This window comes from Micromonospora sp. NPDC049374, from assembly GCF_040677165.1.
Classification (GTDB): Bacteria; Actinomycetota; Actinomycetes; order Mycobacteriales; family Micromonosporaceae; genus Micromonospora.
Genome location: NZ_JBFAQH010000016.1, coordinates 1 through 17,297 on the forward strand (window position 1 = coordinate 1; position 17,297 = coordinate 17,297).

Below are 17,297 nucleotides of genomic sequence, written 5' to 3' on the forward strand. Positions count from 1 at the left end.
CCCAGCAAGCCAGCCCCAGCCCAAACCGCAACCACCCAGCAAGCCAGCCCCAGCCCAAACCGCAACCACCCAGCAAGCCAGCCCCAGCCCAAACCGCAACCACCCAGCAAGCCAGCCCCAGCCCAAACCCGCAACCACCCAGAAGCGCAGGACAGCTCAGCCCGAGGCCACCAACTCGACCTCGTACCCCTGACCATCCGCCAGATACCCGGCGTACGTGTCGGGTCCCCCGGCGTGGGGGTGCCGGTCGGCGAAGAGCAACTCCCAGCCGTACGCCGGTGCCTGCTCGACCAGCCGGTCCACGGCGGCGGCCGAGCCGGCGTGGAAGGCCAGGTGGTTGAGGCCCGGGGCGCGCCGGTCGTGACGTCGGCCGGTGAGCGCGGGTGACGTCTCCAGCACCAGATACGTCGGGCCGAGTCGCCAGGAGTGGCCGACCGGCCACTGCTGGAACGACGTCCAGCCCAACTCGCCGAGCAGCCAGCCCCAGCTACGCATTGCGGCGGTCAGGTCGGGTATCCAGACCTCCACGTGGTGCAGTGCACCGAGCGTCACCGGCCTCCGCCCGGCACCCATAGCACGTCTCCGTCCGGATTTGCCGTTCTTGACAGGATAAAGAGCAGATCCGAAAGACGGTTGAGATACTTTGCCGGGAGGTGGCTGGTCCGGTCGGGATCGTGTGCGATGAGCGCCCACGCCGACCGCTCGGCGCGCCGGGCGATCGTCCGCGCCGCGTGCAGCAGCGCCGCGCCTGCGGTGCCGCCGGGGAGGATGAAGGAGTCGAGCTTGCTCAGGCGCGCGTTGTACTCGTCGCACCAGCCCTCGAGGCGCTCGACGTACTCCTCCGTGACCCGCAGCGGCGGGTACTTCGGGTCCGGTTCGACCGGGGTGGACAGGTCGGCGCCCACGTCGAACAGGTCGTTCTGGATCGAGCCCAGCACCCGGCGCAGTTCGTCGTCGAGTTGGCCCAGGGCGAGTGCCACGCCGAGCGCGGCGTTGCACTCGTCGACGTCGGCGTACGCGGCGATCCGCGGATCGTTCTTCGGCACCTGCTCGTTGTTGCTCAGCCTGGTCATGCCGGCATCGCCGGCCTTGGTGTAGATGCGCGTGAGGTGGACGGCCATGACGCACAGCCTACGGATACCGGACCTGACGATCCCGGCCCGGCCGGACGCCGGCACGGGTTGGCCTGCGGGCGTCGGCCCGGGTGACGCCGGTGACCCCGCGCTCGCCGACGTCGACGTCATCCGGGTACGCGGTGGCGCCCGGCTCGCCGGCACCGTGCACGTGGTCGGTGCGAAGAACTCGGCGCTGAAGCTGATGGCCGCCGCGCTGCTCGCTCCCGGCCGCACGGTGATCACCAACGTGCCCCGGATCACCGACATCGCCATCATGGGTGAGGTGCTGCGCCGCCTCGGCTGCGGCGTACGGTTCGACGCCGACGATCCGGTGGACCCGATGGTGGCGGTCGGCGGGGTGGCCCGGTCCCGTTCGGTCACCATCGACGTGCCGGAGCAGCCGGGCGTCGAGGCCGATTACGACCTGGTTCGCCGGCTGCGGGCGTCGATCTGCGTGCTGGGCCCGTTGCTGGCCCGACGCGGGTACGTGCGGGTGGCCCATCCGGGCGGCGACGCGATCGGCTCGCGGGGTCTGGACATGCACATCTCCGGGCTGACCCGGATGGGTGCCGACATCTCCGGCGAGCACGGCTTCGTGATCGCCTCGGCCTCGGACGGACTGCGTGGCGCGGAGATCGTGCTGGACTTTCCCAGCGTCGGGGCGACCGAGAACCTCATCATGGCGGCGGTGCTGGCGGAGGGCACCACCGTGATCGAGAACGCGGCACGCGAGCCCGAGATCGTCGACATCTGCACGATGCTCCAGCGGATGGGTGCGCTGATCGACGGCGAGGGCAGCTCGACCATCACCATCGTCGGCGTACCCCGGCTGAGTCCGGTCCGGCACGCCACGGTGGGGGACCGGATCGTCGCGGGGACCTGGGCGTTCGGCGCGGCGATGACCCGTGGCGACGTCACCGTGACCGGCCTCGACCCCGCGTTCCTGGAGGTCGCGCTCGACAAGCTGGTGACGGCCGGCGGCATGGTGGAGACCCGGGCGGACAGCTTCCGGGTACGCATGGACGACCGACCCCGGGCGGTGGACGTGGTGACGCTGCCATATCCGGGCTTCGCCACCGACCTGCTGCCGATGGCGATCGGGCTCGCGGCGCTCAGCGAGGGCGCCTCCCTGATCACCGAGAACATCTTCGACGGCCGGTTCATGTTCGCCAACGAGATGATGCGGCTGGGCGCGGACATCAAGACCGACGGGCATCACGCGGTGGTACGCGGCCGGGAGCGACTCTCCGGCGCTCCGGTCCGCGCGACCGACATCCGGGCCGGTGCCGGGCTCATCATCGCCGGGCTCTGTGCCGACGGGGTGACCGAGGTGTCGCACGTGCACCACGTCGACCGGGGCTATCCCGACTTCGTGGCCGACCTGCGGGCGCTCGGCATCGAGGTGGAGCGGGCGACCGCACCGGAGGAACCCGAGCTGACCATCTGAGCGCCTTATTCATCGTTCAGGCTCGCCGACTAGGGTGCAGACAGACACTCATTCGCAGCGAGGGAGAAGCAGCATGGCGGGTCGACTCGCGGTCGTCGGTGCCGGTTTGATGGGGTCGGGTATCGCCCAGGTGGCCGCCCAGGCGGGGTGGCAGGTGGTGCTGCGGGATCTGGACGAGACGGCGACGAAGCGCGGTCTGGACGGCATCCGGCGGTCGCTGGCGAAGTTCGCGGAGAAGGGCAAGCTCTCCGACGAGGACGTCGAGGCGACGCTCGGGCGGATCACCCCCACCACCGAGCTGGAGGCGGCCGGCGACGCGGACATCGTGATCGAGGCCGTCTTCGAGAAGCTGGAGATCAAGCACGAGGTGTTCCGCGCGCTGGACAAGATCTGCAAGGCGGACGCGGTGCTGGCCACCAACACGTCGGCGATCCCGGTGACCCAGATCGCGACGGCCACCGAGCGTCCGGAGGCGGTCGTCGGCACCCACTTCTTCTCGCCGGTGCCGATGATGAAGCTCTGCGAGCTGGTGCGCGGCTACAAGACCAACGACGCCACCCTGGAGCGGGCGAAGTCCTTCGCCGAAGAGATCGGCAAGACCGTCGTGGTGGTGAACCGCGACATCGCCGGCTTCGTCACCACCCGGTTGATCTGCGCCCTGGCCATGGAGGCGGTCAAGCTGGTCGAGGCGGGCGTCATCTCCGCCGAGGACCTGGACACCGCCTGCCGGCTCGGCTTCGGGCACGCGATGGGCCCGCTGGCCACCGTCGACCTGACCGGTGTCGACGTGTTGCTGAACGCGACCCGCAACATCTACACCGACACGGCGGACGAGAAGTTCTTCCCGCCGGAGCTGTTGCAGCGCATGGCCACCGCAGGCGATCTGGGCCGCAAGACCGGCCAGGGCTTCTACTCGTACTGACGCCGCTGTGGGGGGAGGGCCCGGCCGGGCCCTCCCGTGGCTCAGCCGTCGCGGCGGGTGGTCCAGCGGAAGGTGGTCAGACAGAGCACCAGACCGATCACGCACCAGACGCCCAGCACCAGGGCGACGCGGGTCAGCTCGAACGAGCCGCCGGGCTCGTCCGCGCCGAAGCTCTCCGGCAGGAAAACCGACCGTAGCCCCTGGCACATCCACTTGAGCGGAAACAACGCCGCCACCTGCTGCATCCAGGGCGGCAGGTTGGTGAAGACGAAGAACACCCCGGAGATGAACTGGAGCACCAGCGCGACCGGGGTGACCACCGCCGAGCCGCTGCGGGCGGTCCGGGCCAGCGACGAGATGGCGATGCCGCAGAGCGTGCAGGCGGTCACGCCCAACGCACTGACCCAGCCGAAGGTCAACCAGGCCGTGGTGGTGGTCGGCAGGTCCAGGTCGAACAGCGTCACCGAAACCGCGAGCAGCAGCGCGGTCATCACCACACCGGTCACCAGCACCATGATCACTTTGCCGGCGAACCACACCCATTTCGGCATCGGCGTGCCCCGGTAGCGCTTGAGCACACCCCGGTCCCGCTCGATCGGGATCCAGATGCCGAGGTTCTGGAAGCTGACCGTCATCAGGCCGGTCGCGATCATGCCCGTGATGAAGTACTGCGTGTAGCTCACCCCGGGCGCGATCTCCTCGTCGAAGATCGACGCGAAGATCAGCACCATGATGAGGGGGAAGCCCAGCGTGAACACGACGGACTCGCGGCTGCGCAGGAACTGCCGGATCTCCAGGCGCCCCTGACGCAGGGCGAGGCCGGTCGGGCCGCTCCGACGGGCCGGGGCTGCCGCGCTGACCGGCTCCGCCGGTTTCGTCGTGGTGGTCATCGGTGTCCGATCATCGTCAGGTAGATGTCTTCGAGGGTGGGCCGGGTGACGGTCAGGCCGGGCACCTCACCGTCGAAGCGCGCGGCGAGTTCCGCCACCAGCGCCGTCGGCGTCGCGCTCTGCGCGCTGTCCAGCGTGCCGTCCGGGGTACGCCAGGAGACCGTGGCCAGCGCCTCCTGCCGGTTGCCGAGTTGGTTCGGTGCGGCGACCTGGACCAGCCGGCCACCGGCGATCACGCCCACCCGGTCGGCGAGCGCCTCGGCCTCGTCCAGGTAGTGGGTGGTCAGCACGATTGTGGTGCCGGCGGCGGCGAGATCGCGGATCAGCTCCCAGAACTCCCGCCGGGCCTCCGGGTCGAAGCCGGTGGTCGGCTCGTCCAGGAAGAGCAGTTCCGGGCGGCCGACGATGCCGAGCGCCACGTCGAGCCGGCGTTTCTGGCCACCGGAGAGGGTGTGCGTACGGGCGCGGGCCTTGGCGGTCAGCCCGACCCGTTCGATCACCTTGTCGGGGTCGTCGGCGTCGGCGTAGAAGCCGGCGAAGTGGTGGACCACCTCGGCGACGCAGAGTTCGTCGAACTCCCCGGTGCCCTGGAACACGATGCCGACCCGCCCTCGCCAGTCGCGCGTCGGGTTGGCCGGGTCGACGTCGAGGACGCGTACCTCGCCGGCGTCGCGCTGCCGGTAGCCCTCCAGGATCTCGACCGTGGTGGTCTTGCCGGCGCCGTTCGGCCCGAGCAGGGCGAACACCTCGCCCCGGTGGACGTCCAGGTCCAGGCCGGCGACCGCGAGACTGTCGCCGTACGTCTTGCGCAGCCCTCGGACGCGGATCGCGACGTCGTCACTCATGCCGTCAAGTGTGCGGCCCGCCGACACCCGACGTCCGCACCGGGGGCGGTGGTGGCTGTGTGGTTTTGCACAGCCCGTTCTACTGGACGGTAACTTAAACTCCGGCCATGGACGAGAAGGCACTCCCGGGCCGGCTGCCGGAGCGCGACCGCCCGTGGGTGATGCGCACGTACGCGGGCCACTCCTCCGCCGCCGCGACAAACGCGCTCTTCCGCCGCAACCTGGCCAAGGGGCAGACCGGCCTGTCGGTCGCCTTCGACCTGCCCACCCAGACCGGGTACGACCCCGACCACGAACTCGCCACCGGCGAGGTAGGCCGCGTCGGCGTCCCGGTGTCGCACCTGGGCGACATGCGGGCGCTCTTCGACGGCATCCCGCTGGCCGACATGAACACCTCGATGACCATCAACGCGCCGGCGATGTGGCTGCTCGGCCTCTACGGCACGGTCGCCGCCGAGCAGGGCGTCGAACTGGCCCGCTGCGCGGGCACCACCCAGAACGACATCATCAAGGAGTACCTCTCCCGGGGAACGCACATCTTCCCGCCGGCCGCCTCGCTGCGACTGACCGCAGACGTGATCGCGTACACGCTGCGCGAGATGCCGCGCTGGAACCCGGTGAACATCTGCTCGTACCACCTCCAGGAGGCCGGGGCCACCCCGGTGCAGGAAGTGGCATTCGCGCTGGCCACGGCGGTGGCGGTGCTCGACACGGTGGGTGAGAGCGGCCAACTGCCGGCGCGGCGGATGGGCGATGTGGTTCAGCGGATCTCGTTCTTCGTCAACGCCGGGGTGCGGTTCGTCGAGGAGATCGCCAAGATGCGCGCGTTCGGCGCGTTGTGGGACGAGATCACCCGCGACCGGTACGGCGTGCAGGATCCGAAGCAACGCCGCTTCCGGTACGGCGTGCAGGTCAACTCCCTCGGCCTTACCGAGGCCCAGCCGGAGAACAACGTGCAGCGCATCGTGCTGGAGATGCTCGGGGTCACCCTCTCCCGCCAGGCGCGGGCGCGGGCGGTGCAGCTGCCGGCCTGGAACGAGGCGCTCGGCCTGCCTCGCCCGTGGGACCAGCAGTGGTCGCTGCGCATGCAGCAGGTGCTCGCGTACGAGTCGGACCTGCTGGAGTACCCGGACCTGTTCGACGGCTCGCACGTGATGACCGCGCTGGTCGACGAGATCGTCACCGGTGCCCGGGCCGAGTTGGCGACGGTGCTGGAGATGGGTGGCGTGGTCGCCGCCGTGGAGACCGGGTACCTCAAGAGCGCCCTGGTTACCTCCCTGGCCGGTCGACGGCGACGGATCGAGGCCGGCAGCGACGTCGTGGTCGGCGTCAACCGGTTCACCGAGACCGAACCGTCACCGCTGACCGCCGCCGGTGCCGAGGCGGTCGTGCAGGTCGATCCCGCCGTCGAGGTCGCCGCCTCGGCGGCCGTACGCGCCTGGCGGGCCGACCGCGACGCGCCGGCCGTGGACGCGGCGCTGGCCCGGCTGCGTGCGGACGCCGCGACCACGACGAACCTGATGACAGCCACCCTGGAGTGCGTCCAGGCCGGGGTGACCACCGGCGAGTGGGCGGCGGCTCTGCGCCAGGTCTTCGGCGAGTACCGGGCCCCGACCGGGCTGGCGGGCGGTTCCGCGAGCGGCGGTGACGAGGGTCTGGCCGAGGTCCGCGCCCGGGTCGCCGCCACCGCCCGCGAGTTGGGCAGCGGGCGGCTGCGGCTGCTGGTGGGCAAGCCCGGCCTGGACGGGCACTCCAACGGTGCCGAGCAGATCGCGGTACGCGCCCGCGACGCCGGCTTCGAGGTGGTCTACCAGGGCATCCGCCTCACCGCCGGGCAGATCGTGGCCGCCGCGGTGGAGGAGGACGTGGACCTGGTGGGGCTCTCGGTGCTCTCCGGCTCGCACCTGGCGGCGGTACCGGCGGTACTCGACGGGTTGCGGGCCGCCGGCCGGCCGGATCTGCCGGTGGTGGTCGGCGGCATCATTCCTGCCCGGGACGCCGAGCACCTGCGCGCGGCCGGGGTGGCGCGGGTGTTCACCCCGAAGGACTTCGCCCTCACCGACATCATCGATGAGCTGGTCACCGTCATCCGGCAGGCGAACGACCTCTGACGCGCGGATTCCGCCGCGTGGGCCGGGACCCGCGGGGCGTCAGCGGTGGTCGTAGGTCATGCAGTCGGCCATGTCGGCGTCGGGGCCGACCCGGATCGCCGGTGCCTGGCACTCCAACTGCTCGTTGTGCCGGCAGTCGGCGCGCTGGCACGCCCCGACCTGGGCGATCTGTCCGTCGGCACCGGCCCGGACGGCGGGCATCTCGATGAAGGTGTGGCAGTGGGCGTGGTCCATGCTGCCGATGGTGATGGCGAAGGCGTGACAGTCGCCGGTGTGGTTGTACGCGCAGGCGGCGACCACACACTCCTGGACCCGGGGCATCTCCATTGCTGCGGTCATGACCCAACCTCCTCCGTTGATTGCCCCAATTTTAGGCTTTAGGGCGGGTTGAGGTGGCGCTTCGGCCGAGCCAGTGGTGCGCGGTCAGACGCGGAAGCCCGCCTCGCGTGCGGCCTGCCGCTCCCGACGCCGGTCCGCCCGGCGGCGCAGCATCCACGGGAGGAAGAGCAGGATGCCGACCAGGAACACCAGCACCAGCACCGGCAGGATGATCGCGACGAGCGACATGGCCACGCTTGTGGCGTCCTCGGCGGTGCTCGCCACCGGCGCGCCCACGCCGGCCGTGGCCGCATTGATCACCGGACGGGCGGTCGACTTCAGCAGGTGTACGCCGAGCGCGATGAGCACCCCGACCAGCACCGGCAACCACTGGCCGCCACTGGCGAAGAAGCTGTCCGGATCGCTCACCGTCACGGTCTCGGACGCGGACCCGGCCCCGAACGCCAGCCCGCCGGCCGTCGGTCGGACGACCGTCTGCACCAGGTCGTTTACGTGGTCCACCACGGGCACCTTGTCCGCCACGACCTCGACGACGAGCAGCACCGCGAGAATGCCCAGCACCCACTCGTTGCCGAGCCACTGCCACCCGCCAGGCAGGTCGATGACGCTTGTGTAGCGGGCCAGCGCACCCGTGATGAGAAGCGGGATGTAGGCGTTCAGCCCCGCCGAGGCGGCGAGGCCGGTACCGGTGAGCACTTCGAGCACCATCACAGCATGGCACCGGCACGCCAGTGCCGCTCGGTGGCGATGCCCGGTGACTCCGCTACCCTGCTCGGGTGCGGTTGGTGATTGCGAAATGCTCGGTGGACTATGTCGGACGGCTCTCGGCCCACCTCCCGCCGGCCACCCGGCTGCTGATGGTGAAGGCGGACGGATCGGTGTCCATTCACGCCGATGACCGGGCGTACAAGCCGTTGAACTGGATGAGCCCGCCGTGTCGGCTGGAGGAGGCCCCCGGCGTCTGGCGGGTGGTCAACAAGGCCGGCGAGGAGCTGCGGATCACCCTGGAGGAGATCTTCCAGGACACCTCGTACGAGCTGGGTGTCGATCCCGGGCTGCGCAAGGATGGCGTGGAGGCCCACCTCCAGGAGTTGCTGGCGGCCAACCCCGAGGCGCTGGGTGACGGGTACACCCTCGTCCGTCGCGAGTACATGACCGCGATCGGCCCGGTCGACCTGCTCTGCCGGGACGCCAACCAGGGCACGGTCGCCGTCGAGGTGAAGCGCCGGGGCGAGATCGACGGGGTGGAGCAGCTCACCCGCTACCTGGAACTGCTCAACCGGGATCCGCTGCTCGCCCCGGTCGCCGGGGTGTTCGCCGCGCAGGAGATCAAGCCGCAGGCGCGGGTACTCGCCACCGACCGGGGGATCCGCTGCGTGGTGGTCGACTACGACCGGCTGCGTGGCATCGAGCGCGACGAGCTGACGCTCTTCTAGGGAGTGCTGCGGTCACCGGCCGTAGAGCAGCTTGACCGCCTTCACCAGCCGGGCGACGTCGGCCGGGGTGCGCTCGAACGTGGTCGAGGGCAGCAGCGAACGACCCCGGCGGCGGGTGACGGCCTTGGCCCGGGCGAACTCGCGCAGCCCGTCCGCGCCGTGGATCCGGCCGAAGCCGGACTCGCCGACCCCGCCGAACGGCAGGGTGGACATGCCGGCGAAGGTGAGCGTCGAGTTGACCGAGGCCATGCCGGAGCGCAACCGCCGGGCGATCGCGACCGCGTGCTGCTGACCGAAGACCGAACCACCCAGCCCGTACGGCAGGGCGTTGGCCCGGGCGAGCGCCTCGTCGACGGTGCGGACCCGGTTGACCGTCAGGGTGGGTCCGAAGGTCTCCTCGCGTACGGCGGCAGCCTCCTCCGGCACCCCGACCAGCACGGTCGGGTACGCGTACGGCGGTTTCACCGCGTCCGGCCCGCCGAGCACAGCCCGACCGCCACGGGCAACCGCGTCCTCGATGTGTCGCCGGATGACGTCGAGCTGACTCGGCATGGTGATCGGGCCGATGTCCGCGTCCTCCGGGCCGACGGTGAGCCGCCCCGCGCGCTCGACCACCTTGTCGACGAACGCGTCGAAGACCGGCTCCACGGCGTAGGCGCGTTCGATGCCGATGCAGGTCTGCCCGGCGTTTGTCATCGCTCCCCAGACACAGGCCTCGGCGGCGGCGTCCAGGTCGGCGTCGGCGTCCACGATCATGGCGTCCTTGCCGCCGGCCTCCAGCAGCACCGGGGTCAGCGACTCGGCGCAGGCCGCCATCACCTTCTTCGCGGTGGCCGTGGAGCCGGTGAAGGCGAGCTTGTCGACGCCGGCCCGGCACAGGGCCGCGCCGACGTCACCGAGGCCGTGCACCGCGGTGAGCACCGAATGCTCGGGCACCACCTCGGCGAAGCTGTCGACGAGCCACTGACCGACGACCGGGGTGTATTCGCTCGGCTTGAAGACCACCGCGTTGCCGGCCGCGAGTGCGTACGCGATGGAACCGATGGGGGTGAAGACGGGATAGTTCCACGGGCCGATCACGCCGACCACGCCGTGCGGCTGGTACTCCAGGTGAGCCGAGAACTCGGCCAGGACGAGCCGCGAGCGGACCCGCCGGGGGCCCAGCACCCGCCGGGCGTTACGGGCCGCCCAGTCCACGTGCTCCACCGCCGTCACGATCTCGACGAGTGCGTCGGCGACCGGCTTGCCACCCTCGGCGTGCATCAGGCCGGCCAACTCTTCCATCCGCTGCGCGAGCAGCCGCCGCCAACGCAGCAGCCGCTCCCGCCGCCCGGTGAAGCCGAGCCCCGCCCACCACTGGCCGGCGGCGCGGGCCCGCTCGACGGCACGTTCGACGTCCACCGCGGCGGCGACCGGAACGCGCCCGGCCTCGTCGCCGGAGGCCGGGCTGGTCGAGATCAGGTGGTCGTCCTGGACCGTTGGGGTGCCGGGGGGTAGCACAGCCGTCATGGCGGAAGTCTAGACGCGAGAATTACTCGCCGGTAGGGGTAGGGAAACGGGCGAATCCTCCCGGCCGTCCGGGCGGTTGAATCGGACGAACCTCTCGTCCGGCTCGACAGTTCCGTTACTGACAGCCGTGGAAGATGTGAACACAAAGCACCCGGACGGTTGCCAGTACGCATCCGGCTGGATGGTGGAGGTGAGCACCCGGTGGTGACACGCTGACCCGGGATCGTCGCACGGGTGGAGGGGCTGAGACGTCCATGGAGGAACATCCGCAACTGATGCCGCTGCTGACGGTGGCCGCCGGGCCGATGCGGGGGCGGCGGTTCCGGCTGCTCCGCCGGCCGCAGGTGATCGGCCGGGATCCGGCGGTCGACATCGTGGTGCACGATCCGCACCTGAGCCGGCGACACGTCGAGATCTGGCGGGCCAGCGAGGGGACCGCCCTGGTGGATCTCGGATCCACCAACGGCACCTGGGTGAACGACCGCCGGGCCACCGAGGTCATCCACCTCAGCGACGGCGACGTGATCCGGATCGGCAGTACCGAGCTGAGATTCTTCGACCCGGGCGTGGCCCGGACGGACCCGGTGGGCCTGAGCTTCGAACTGCCCCGCCAGGAGCGGCGACCGATCCGACCGCTGCCCAACACGGTCGCGACGCCGGTGGTGCCTGGGCAGGCCGGCACACCGGACACGGCAGCCGTGGTCGGCGTCCGCCGCTGACGACCGAGCCTCGGTCACCACGCCGGCCAGGCAGGCGTGGGCGTCGGGCACCCACGACGGCCCGGACCCGTGGGTGCCGACCATATGGACCGGCGGTGTCGATCGTGGCAGCATGCCGCGGATGGAGACCCAGCAGCAGGTCGTCACCGCGAACGGAATCACCCAGGCCATCCGGGTGGCCGGACCCGCCGACGGGGTGCCGGTGCTGCTCGTGCACGGCAACTGCTCCTCGGCCGCCTTCTGGGAGCCGCTGGTACGCCGCCTGCCGGAGACCTTGCGGGTGGTCGCGCCGGATCTTCGCGGCTACGGCGCCACGCAGACCGCCCCGGTCGACGCCAGCCGCGGCCTGACCGACTTCGCCGATGACGTGGCGGCACTGCTCGACGAGCCGTCGCTCTTCGGCGAAGGTGCCCGGCCCGTGGTGGTCGGTCACTCGCTCGGTGCAGGAGTGGCGATGCGACTGCTGGCGGACAATCCCGACCGGCTTTCCGGGTTGCTGCTCGCGGCGCCGGTTTCCCCGTACGGCTTCGGAGCCACCCGCGACCTGGCCGGCACCCCGACCACGCCCGACCTCGCCGGCTCCGGCGCGGGCACGGCGAGCGGCGACTTCACCGCCCGACTCGCCGCTGGTGACCGCAGCGCCGAGGCGCGGACCAGCCCGCGCAGTGTGCTGCGGGCCGCGTACGTGGCGGACCCCTCCTGCCTCGGCGACGACGAGGAACTGCTGCTCGACAGCGTGCTCTCCACGGCCACCGGGACGGACAACTACCCTGGCGACGCGGTGGCCTCGCCGAACTGGCCGGGTAGCGCGCCGGGTGGTCGTGGCGTGCTCAACGCGCTCGCGCGCTTCCGGGTCGCCGAGGAACTGGTGGCCGTGACGCCCAAGCCGCCGGTCACCTGGATCCGCGGTGACGCCGACGTGATCGTCTCGGACACCTCGCTGTTCGACCTGGCGCAGCTCGGGGCGCTCGGCGTGGTGCCCGGCTGGCCCGGGCCGCAGGAGTGTCCGCCGCAGCCGATGATCGGGCAGACCCGCGCGGTGCTCGACCGGTACGCCGAGGCTGGCGGCAGCTACCGGGAAGTGACGCTGCCCGGCTGCGGGCACAGCCCACACCTGGAACGCCCGGCGGAGTTCGTCGCGGAGCTGCTCGCCCTCGCCGGGGTCGACCCGGTCTGACCAGCCCTGTCCACCCGTCGACCCCTGAGTGGGTAAACCGGGGCATCGGTGACATGTGCCACGGCGCCTCGACAACCGTGCGTCACGTGGCAGACTCGCGCGCATAACCTTAGCGGCCGTTCATGTCGGGCCGTGTCGTTGCGGACAGGGGAGGCCGGGTCGTGGCGCGCGAGTTCACCAGCGTGGGTGTGGTGGGTCTGGGCACCATGGGTGCCGGCATCGTCGAGGTCTTCGCCCGCAACGGCATCGACGTGGTGGCCGTGGAGGTATCCGACGCCGCGCTCGACCGTGGCCGGGTGATCCTGACCGGCTCGACGGACCGGGCGGTGGCCAGGGGCAAGCTCGCCGAGGCCGACCGGGACGCCCTGCTGGCCCGGGTCACCTTCGCCGTCGGGCTGGACGCGCTCCACTCGGTGGACCTGGTGATCGAGGCGGTCCCCGAGCACCTCGACCTCAAGCAGCGGATCTTCGCCGAGCTGGACCGGGTCTGCAAGCCCGAAGCCATCCTCGCCACCAACACCTCGTCGCTGAGCGTGACCGAGATTTCCGTGGCCACCGCGCGCCCCAACCAGGTCGTCGGCATTCACTTCTTCAACCCGGCGCCGGTGATGAAGCTGGTCGAGGTGGTACGCACGGTGGTCACCTCAGCCGACGTGGTGGCCGACGTGGAGGCGCTCTGCGGGCGACTCGGCAAGGTCGACGTCACCATCAGCGACCGGGCCGGGTTCATCGCCAACGCACTGCTCTTCGGCTACCTCAACCACGCCGTCGACATGTTCGAATCCCGGTACGCCACCCGTGAGGACATCGACGCGGCCATGAAGCTCGGCTGCGGACTGCCCATGGGGCCGCTCGCGCTGATGGACCTGATCGGCCTGGACACCGCGTACGAGATCCTGGACACCATGTACCGGCGCGGCGGCCGGGACCGGCGGCACGCCCCGGTGCCGTTGCTCAAGCAGATGGTGACCGCCGGGCTGCTCGGGCGAAAGTCCGGCCGGGGTTTCTACACCTACGAGCGGCCCGGCTCGCCGAAGGTCGTACCGGACGAGCAGACGCCGACCACGACGGACCCGGCGCTTACCGACGCGACCGTGACCAGGGTTGGCATCGGGAGCGCGAGGAGTGAGCTTGCGAGCCCCGCAGTCGTGACCAAGGTTGGCATCGGGAGCGCGAGGAGTGAGCTTGCGAGCCCCGCAGTCGTGACCAAGGTTGGCATCGTGGGTTCCGGGACGATGGCCACCGGGATCATCGAGGTCTTCGCCAAGGCCGGCTACGAGGTCGTCTCGGTGACCCGGGGTGCGGAGCAGTCGGCCAAGGTCTTCGAGGCGGTGCAGACCTCGCTCAACAAGGGTGTGGTCCGGGGCAGGCTCAGCGAGGCGGACCGGGACGCCGCGCTCGGCCGGATCAACTGGTCGGCGACGCTGGAGCACCTGGCCGACGTCGATCTCGTGGTCGAGGCGGTGGTCGAGGAACTCAGCGTCAAGAAGGCCCTCTTCGCCAGCCTGGACGAGATCTGCAAGCCGGGCGTGGGGTTGGCGACCACCACCTCCTCGCTGCCGGTGATCGAGGTGGCGATGGCCACCCAGCGCCCGGCCGACGTGGTGGGTCTGCACTTCTTCAACCCGGCCCCGGCGATGCCGCTGGTGGAGATCGTCCGGACGATCCGCACCTCCGCCGAGACCATCGCCACCGCTCAGGCCGTCAGTGCCACGCTGGGCAAGACCGGTGTGGTCTGCGGCGACCGGTCCGGCTTCATCGTCAACGCGCTGCTGTTCCCGTATCTCAACGACGCGGTGCGGATGCTGGAGGCCAGCTACTCCACCACCGACGACATCGACCACGCGATGAAGCTGGGCTGCGGCTACCCGATGGGTCCGTTCGAGTTGCTCGACGTGGTGGGCCTGGACGTGGCGCTGGCCATCCAGCGGGAGCTGTACCTGGAGCTGCGCGAGCCCGGGTTCGCCCCGGCGCCGCTGCTGGAGCACCTGGTCACCGCGGGCTACCTGGGCCGCAAGACCGGCCGCGGCTTCCGCGACCACACCCGCCGCTGACCGGGTGCCGGCAGCTCGACCGTACGCTTGACGACGTGAGTCCCCGTCGCAACCGTCCCCGCCGTGACGACGCGGTGCGCCTCGACACCGAGCGCGCCCGGCACGGCGTCGCCGCGGTCCAACAGTGGCGGGACGGCGAGTGGCAGGTGCGCGGCATCAGTGGCGGCGCGTCCACCAAGACGTACCGCTGTCCCGGGTGCGACCAGGAGATCCGTCCCGGCGTGGCGCATGTGGTGGCCTGGCCGGCGGACGGCCGGGGCGACCTGACCGACCGGCGGCACTGGCACACCGGCTGCTGGCGCGCCCGCGACCGGCGGGCCCCGGTGATCCAGCGCGGGCGCAGCGCCCCCCGTCACGGTTGACGACGCTGAGTCACCTTCGCGATCTTGGTCACGTGGCAAGCGGGGTGGTGGGTGGCACGGGACAATGGGCGGGTGAGTACACCGATCCGTGCCTCCTCGATTCTGCCGGGGCACCGGGAGGACATCGAGCTGCACACCGCGGATGACCTGCGGTTGGTCGGCGAGCTGGCCCGCCCGGTCGACCGGGAACCGGCCGCGACCCTGGTCTGCCTGCACCCGCTGCCCACCCACGGCGGGATGATGGACAGCCACGTGTTCCGCAAGGCGGCCTGGCGCCTGCCCGCCCTGGCCGACCTGGCCGTGCTCAGGTTCAACACCCGGGGCACCAGCAGTGTGCGCGGCACCAGCGAGGGCAGCTTCGACTCCGCCGTCGGTGAGCGCTTCGACGTCGCCGCCGCCATCGAGTACGCCGAGTTCCACGAGTTGCCGAACGTGTGGTTGCTGGGTTGGTCGTTCGGCACCGACCTGGTGCTGCGCCACGGCTGCGACCCGGCGGTGACCGGCGCGATCCTGCTCTCTCCGCCGCTGCGTTACTCCGGCCGGTCCGACCTCGCGCAGTGGGCCGAGTCGGGCAAGCCGCTTACCGCGCTGGTGCCGGAGTTCGACGACTACCTGCGCCCGGAGCAGGCCCGCGAACAGTTCGCGGCGATACCGCAGGCCGAGGTCGTCGGCGTACCCGGTGCCAAGCACCTCTGGGTCGGCGACGCCGAGACGGTGCTGGACGAGGTGGTCCGGCGGGTCAACCCGGCGGTGGCGGTGCCGTTGCCGACCACCTGGGACGGCCCGATGGAGACCGGCGACGCCAGCGCGTACGCGGACCGGACGGTCGCCGCGTTCGCGGACACGCCGGTGTCGGGTCCGCCGCAGCGCCGGGCCGACTGAGCTCCGCCGCAGCGCCGGGCCGACCGAGCTCCGCCTCAAGGTCGGGGCGACGGAGGCTGGGTGCCGATCCGCTCTGGTCGGCAGGTCAGCGGGCATCCTGGCGGGGGAGGACCACCTCACGGAGGATGAGCTGGATGGCGGCCACCGTCGGGATGGCGATCAGCGCGCCGATCACCCCCACCAGCGACACCCCGAGCAGCGCGGCCACCAGCGCCGCGACCTCGTTGACCTGCACCGAACGTCGCATGATCTTGGGGTAGATGAGGTAGTTCTCGACCTGCTGGTAGACCACGAAGAAGATCACGCAGGCGATGCCGACCGAGAGGTCGGTGGCGAAGCCGACCAGGCTGACGATCACGGCACCGAGGGTGGCACCGATCTGCGGGATGAGGTCGGTCACCGCGACCACCACCGCCAGCGCGAACGGGTACGGCAGGCCGACGATCAGCGCGAACACGAAGGTACTCGCCCCGGCCAGCACCGCGATGGCGAGCGCGCCGACCATGTACGCCCCGACCTTGGTCAGGATCTCGTCACCGATCAGTTGCACCCGCTGGCGACGGGAGCGCGGCACCAACGCGTAGCCGAGGTTGCGGAGCCGGTCGAAGTAGACCAGGAAGTAGATGGTCAGTACCAGCACGGTCAACACCCGGAAGACGGTGCCGAAGACCAGTTGGGCGCCGCCGAGCACCCCGCCCAACGCCCGGCCGACCACATCCGCGCTGGCCGCCTCCTGGGCGCGACGCATCAGGTCGAACTGCTCGACCAGATCGTTGACCGTCTCGTTTCGGCGTAGCGACTCCAGGTAGCTCGGCAGCTGCTCGATGAACTGCCCGGACTGGGTCACGATCGGCGGCACCAGCGCCAGCACCCCGGCGGCGAGCAGCGCCAGCACGATCAGCACGACTGTTGCCACGGCCAACCCGCGCGGGAATCCCCAGGATCGCAGCCGGACCACCGCCGGGTGCAGGCCCACCGCGAGGAAGAGCGCGATCACCACCAGGACCAGGATCCCGGCAGCGTTGCGCACCCCCAGATAGACCGCGTACGCGAGCAGCACGCCGAGCGCGCCGGTGAATCCGACCAGGAAACTGTTGCGCCTCAGCGGACGCCCGGGGGTGCCGAAACGATTGCTTTCCGTCCCCTCCGATCGCTGTGCCACGCCGGCCGTTGCGGTCTCCCCGGCTGGCACCGCGTTCTTCGTACCCCCGCCGGAGCCTGTCGCCGGCGCGCCCGGCGGCGTCGTCTCGCGGGTCTGTGTCGTGTCACCTCGACCTGCTTCGGGCTGTTCCGGCTCGTGCTGGTCGGGCTCGGCCGGCCTCGGCTCGGCCTCGTCGGGCTCGTGCTGTGCCATCCGGTCTCCCCGTCGGTCCTCCGGCGGTGCCGCCGGATCGTGCTGCCCCGGCCGGCGAGCCCTCTGCGCCGACCGAGTTGGCGGTGCGGGCGCGTTGGCGGCGAGCCGCCTGCGTCGACCCGAGTTGTGGTGCCG

At 70.9% G+C, this 17,297-nt stretch carries 17 protein-coding genes; 9 read left to right on the plus strand and 8 right to left on the minus strand.

Translation table 11 applies throughout. From position 1 onward, the window contains the following. Nucleotides 1-156: 156 nt before the first annotated feature. On the minus strand, nt 157-573 hold the full coding sequence (locus AB0J93_RS23945; protein WP_363924566.1) for a VOC family protein: 417 nt from the start codon (nt 571-573) through the stop codon (nt 157-159). Beyond that, nucleotides 549-1,121: a cob(I)yrinic acid a,c-diamide adenosyltransferase gene (locus AB0J93_RS23950; RefSeq protein ID WP_204010555.1), complete on the minus strand. Its 573-nt coding sequence runs from the start codon at nt 1,119-1,121 to the stop codon at nt 549-551. The genes AB0J93_RS23945 and AB0J93_RS23950 overlap by 25 nt, the downstream gene beginning before the upstream one ends. Between AB0J93_RS23950 and murA the strand changes: the two genes are divergently transcribed. Then, on the plus strand, nt 1,120-2,562 hold the full coding sequence (gene murA / locus AB0J93_RS23955) for a UDP-N-acetylglucosamine 1-carboxyvinyltransferase (protein ID WP_363924567.1): 1,443 nt from the start codon (nt 1,120-1,122) through the stop codon (nt 2,560-2,562). The two genes, AB0J93_RS23950 and murA, sit on opposite strands and share 2 nt — an antisense overlap. 73 nt (nt 2,563-2,635) lie before the next feature. Continuing rightward, nucleotides 2,636-3,484 (plus strand): 3-hydroxyacyl-CoA dehydrogenase family protein, encoded by an 849-nt coding sequence (locus AB0J93_RS23960; protein WP_363924568.1) that lies wholly within the window; start codon nt 2,636-2,638, stop codon nt 3,482-3,484. A gap of 41 nt (nt 3,485-3,525) precedes the next feature. Here the strand turns inward: AB0J93_RS23960 and AB0J93_RS23965 are convergent, their stop codons facing one another. Further along, on the minus strand, nt 3,526-4,374 hold the full coding sequence (locus tag AB0J93_RS23965) for an ABC transporter permease (protein WP_363924569.1): 849 nt from the start codon (nt 4,372-4,374) through the stop codon (nt 3,526-3,528). Further along, nucleotides 4,371-5,219, minus strand: a complete 849-nt coding sequence (locus AB0J93_RS23970; protein ID WP_363924570.1) for an ABC transporter ATP-binding protein — start codon at nt 5,217-5,219, stop codon at nt 4,371-4,373. Before AB0J93_RS23970 ends, AB0J93_RS23965 begins: the two co-directional genes overlap by 4 nt. Nucleotides 5,220-5,326: 107 nt before the next feature. Between AB0J93_RS23970 and AB0J93_RS23975 the strand changes: the two genes are divergently transcribed. Beyond that, nucleotides 5,327-7,330 (plus strand): protein meaA, encoded by a 2,004-nt coding sequence (locus AB0J93_RS23975; protein WP_363924571.1) that lies wholly within the window; start codon nt 5,327-5,329, stop codon nt 7,328-7,330. Nucleotides 7,331-7,369: 39 nt separating this feature from the next. Here AB0J93_RS23975 and AB0J93_RS23980 read toward each other — a convergent pair whose 3' ends face one another. Both AB0J93_RS23980 and AB0J93_RS23985 read right to left on the minus strand, forming a co-directional pair. Continuing rightward, nucleotides 7,370-7,669, minus strand: coding sequence for a DUF1540 domain-containing protein (locus AB0J93_RS23980; protein ID WP_363924572.1), 300 nt, complete (start codon nt 7,667-7,669; stop codon nt 7,370-7,372). Nucleotides 7,670-7,753: 84 nt separating this feature from the next. Beyond that, a complete protein-coding gene (locus AB0J93_RS23985; RefSeq protein ID WP_363924662.1) occupies nt 7,754-8,374 on the minus strand; it encodes a DUF4126 domain-containing protein in 621 nt (206 codons plus the stop codon). Between the two features lie 71 nt (nt 8,375-8,445). Here AB0J93_RS23985 and nucS point away from each other — a divergent pair, with 71 nt between their 5' ends. After that, complete coding sequence (gene nucS / locus AB0J93_RS23990) at nt 8,446-9,105, plus strand: endonuclease NucS (RefSeq protein WP_363924573.1); 660 nt, start codon at nt 8,446-8,448, stop codon at nt 9,103-9,105. Between the two features lie 12 nt (nt 9,106-9,117). On the opposite strand, the gene AB0J93_RS23995 is transcribed toward nucS, so the two are convergent. Continuing rightward, entirely contained in the window at nt 9,118-10,614 is a 1,497-nt protein-coding gene (locus AB0J93_RS23995) for an aldehyde dehydrogenase family protein (protein WP_363924574.1), read from the minus strand. A gap of 254 nt (nt 10,615-10,868) precedes the next feature. On the opposite strand from AB0J93_RS23995, the gene AB0J93_RS24000 reads away from it, so the two are divergent. From AB0J93_RS24000 to AB0J93_RS24020, 5 genes are all read left to right on the plus strand, one after another. Beyond that, nucleotides 10,869-11,333 carry an FHA domain-containing protein gene (locus tag AB0J93_RS24000; RefSeq protein WP_363924575.1) on the plus strand — a complete coding sequence of 155 codons (465 nt, stop codon included), beginning with the start codon at nt 10,869-10,871 and terminating at the stop codon, nt 11,331-11,333. 121 nt (nt 11,334-11,454) lie between these two features. Next, entirely contained in the window at nt 11,455-12,510 is a 1,056-nt protein-coding gene (locus AB0J93_RS24005) for an alpha/beta hydrolase (protein WP_363924576.1), read from the plus strand. Nucleotides 12,511-12,671: 161 nt separating this feature from the next. Then, nucleotides 12,672-14,564 (plus strand): 3-hydroxybutyryl-CoA dehydrogenase, encoded by a 1,893-nt coding sequence (locus tag AB0J93_RS24010; protein WP_363924577.1) that lies wholly within the window; start codon nt 12,672-12,674, stop codon nt 14,562-14,564. A gap of 74 nt (nt 14,565-14,638) precedes the next feature. Beyond that, nucleotides 14,639-14,926 carry a hypothetical protein gene (locus AB0J93_RS24015; RefSeq protein WP_363924663.1) on the plus strand — a complete coding sequence of 96 codons (288 nt, stop codon included), beginning with the start codon at nt 14,639-14,641 and terminating at the stop codon, nt 14,924-14,926. Between the two features lie 72 nt (nt 14,927-14,998). Then, a complete protein-coding gene (locus tag AB0J93_RS24020) occupies nt 14,999-15,808 on the plus strand; it encodes an alpha/beta hydrolase (RefSeq protein ID WP_363924578.1) in 810 nt (269 codons plus the stop codon). 85 nt (nt 15,809-15,893) lie between these two features. Here the strand turns inward: AB0J93_RS24020 and AB0J93_RS24025 are convergent, their stop codons facing one another. Next, a complete protein-coding gene (locus AB0J93_RS24025; RefSeq protein WP_363924579.1) occupies nt 15,894-17,162 on the minus strand; it encodes an AI-2E family transporter in 1,269 nt (422 codons plus the stop codon). Nucleotides 17,163-17,297 lie beyond the last annotated feature (135 nt).

Bases quoted from the DNA above. Each gene is read 5' to 3' on its own strand.
- AB0J93_RS23945 (WP_363924566.1), bottom strand. From the start codon at position 573: ATGGGTGCCGGGCGGAGGCCGGTGACGCTCGGTGCACTGCACCACGTG.
- murA (WP_363924567.1), top strand. From the start codon at position 1,120: ATGACGCACAGCCTACGGATACCGGACCTGACGATCCCGGCCCGGCCG.
- AB0J93_RS23950 (WP_204010555.1), bottom strand. From the start codon at position 1,121: ATGGCCGTCCACCTCACGCGCATCTACACCAAGGCCGGCGATGCCGGC.
- AB0J93_RS23960 (WP_363924568.1), top strand. From the start codon at position 2,636: ATGGCGGGTCGACTCGCGGTCGTCGGTGCCGGTTTGATGGGGTCGGGT.
- AB0J93_RS23965 (WP_363924569.1), bottom strand. From the start codon at position 4,374: ATGACCACCACGACGAAACCGGCGGAGCCGGTCAGCGCGGCAGCCCCG.
- AB0J93_RS23970 (WP_363924570.1), bottom strand. From the start codon at position 5,219: ATGAGTGACGACGTCGCGATCCGCGTCCGAGGGCTGCGCAAGACGTAC.
- AB0J93_RS23975 (WP_363924571.1), top strand. From the start codon at position 5,327: ATGGACGAGAAGGCACTCCCGGGCCGGCTGCCGGAGCGCGACCGCCCG.
- AB0J93_RS23980 (WP_363924572.1), bottom strand. From the start codon at position 7,669: ATGACCGCAGCAATGGAGATGCCCCGGGTCCAGGAGTGTGTGGTCGCC.
- AB0J93_RS23995 (WP_363924574.1), bottom strand. From the start codon at position 10,614: ATGACGGCTGTGCTACCCCCCGGCACCCCAACGGTCCAGGACGACCAC.
- AB0J93_RS24000 (WP_363924575.1), top strand. From the start codon at position 10,869: ATGGAGGAACATCCGCAACTGATGCCGCTGCTGACGGTGGCCGCCGGG.
- AB0J93_RS24005 (WP_363924576.1), top strand. From the start codon at position 11,455: ATGGAGACCCAGCAGCAGGTCGTCACCGCGAACGGAATCACCCAGGCC.
- AB0J93_RS24025 (WP_363924579.1), bottom strand. From the start codon at position 17,162: ATGGCACAGCACGAGCCCGACGAGGCCGAGCCGAGGCCGGCCGAGCCC.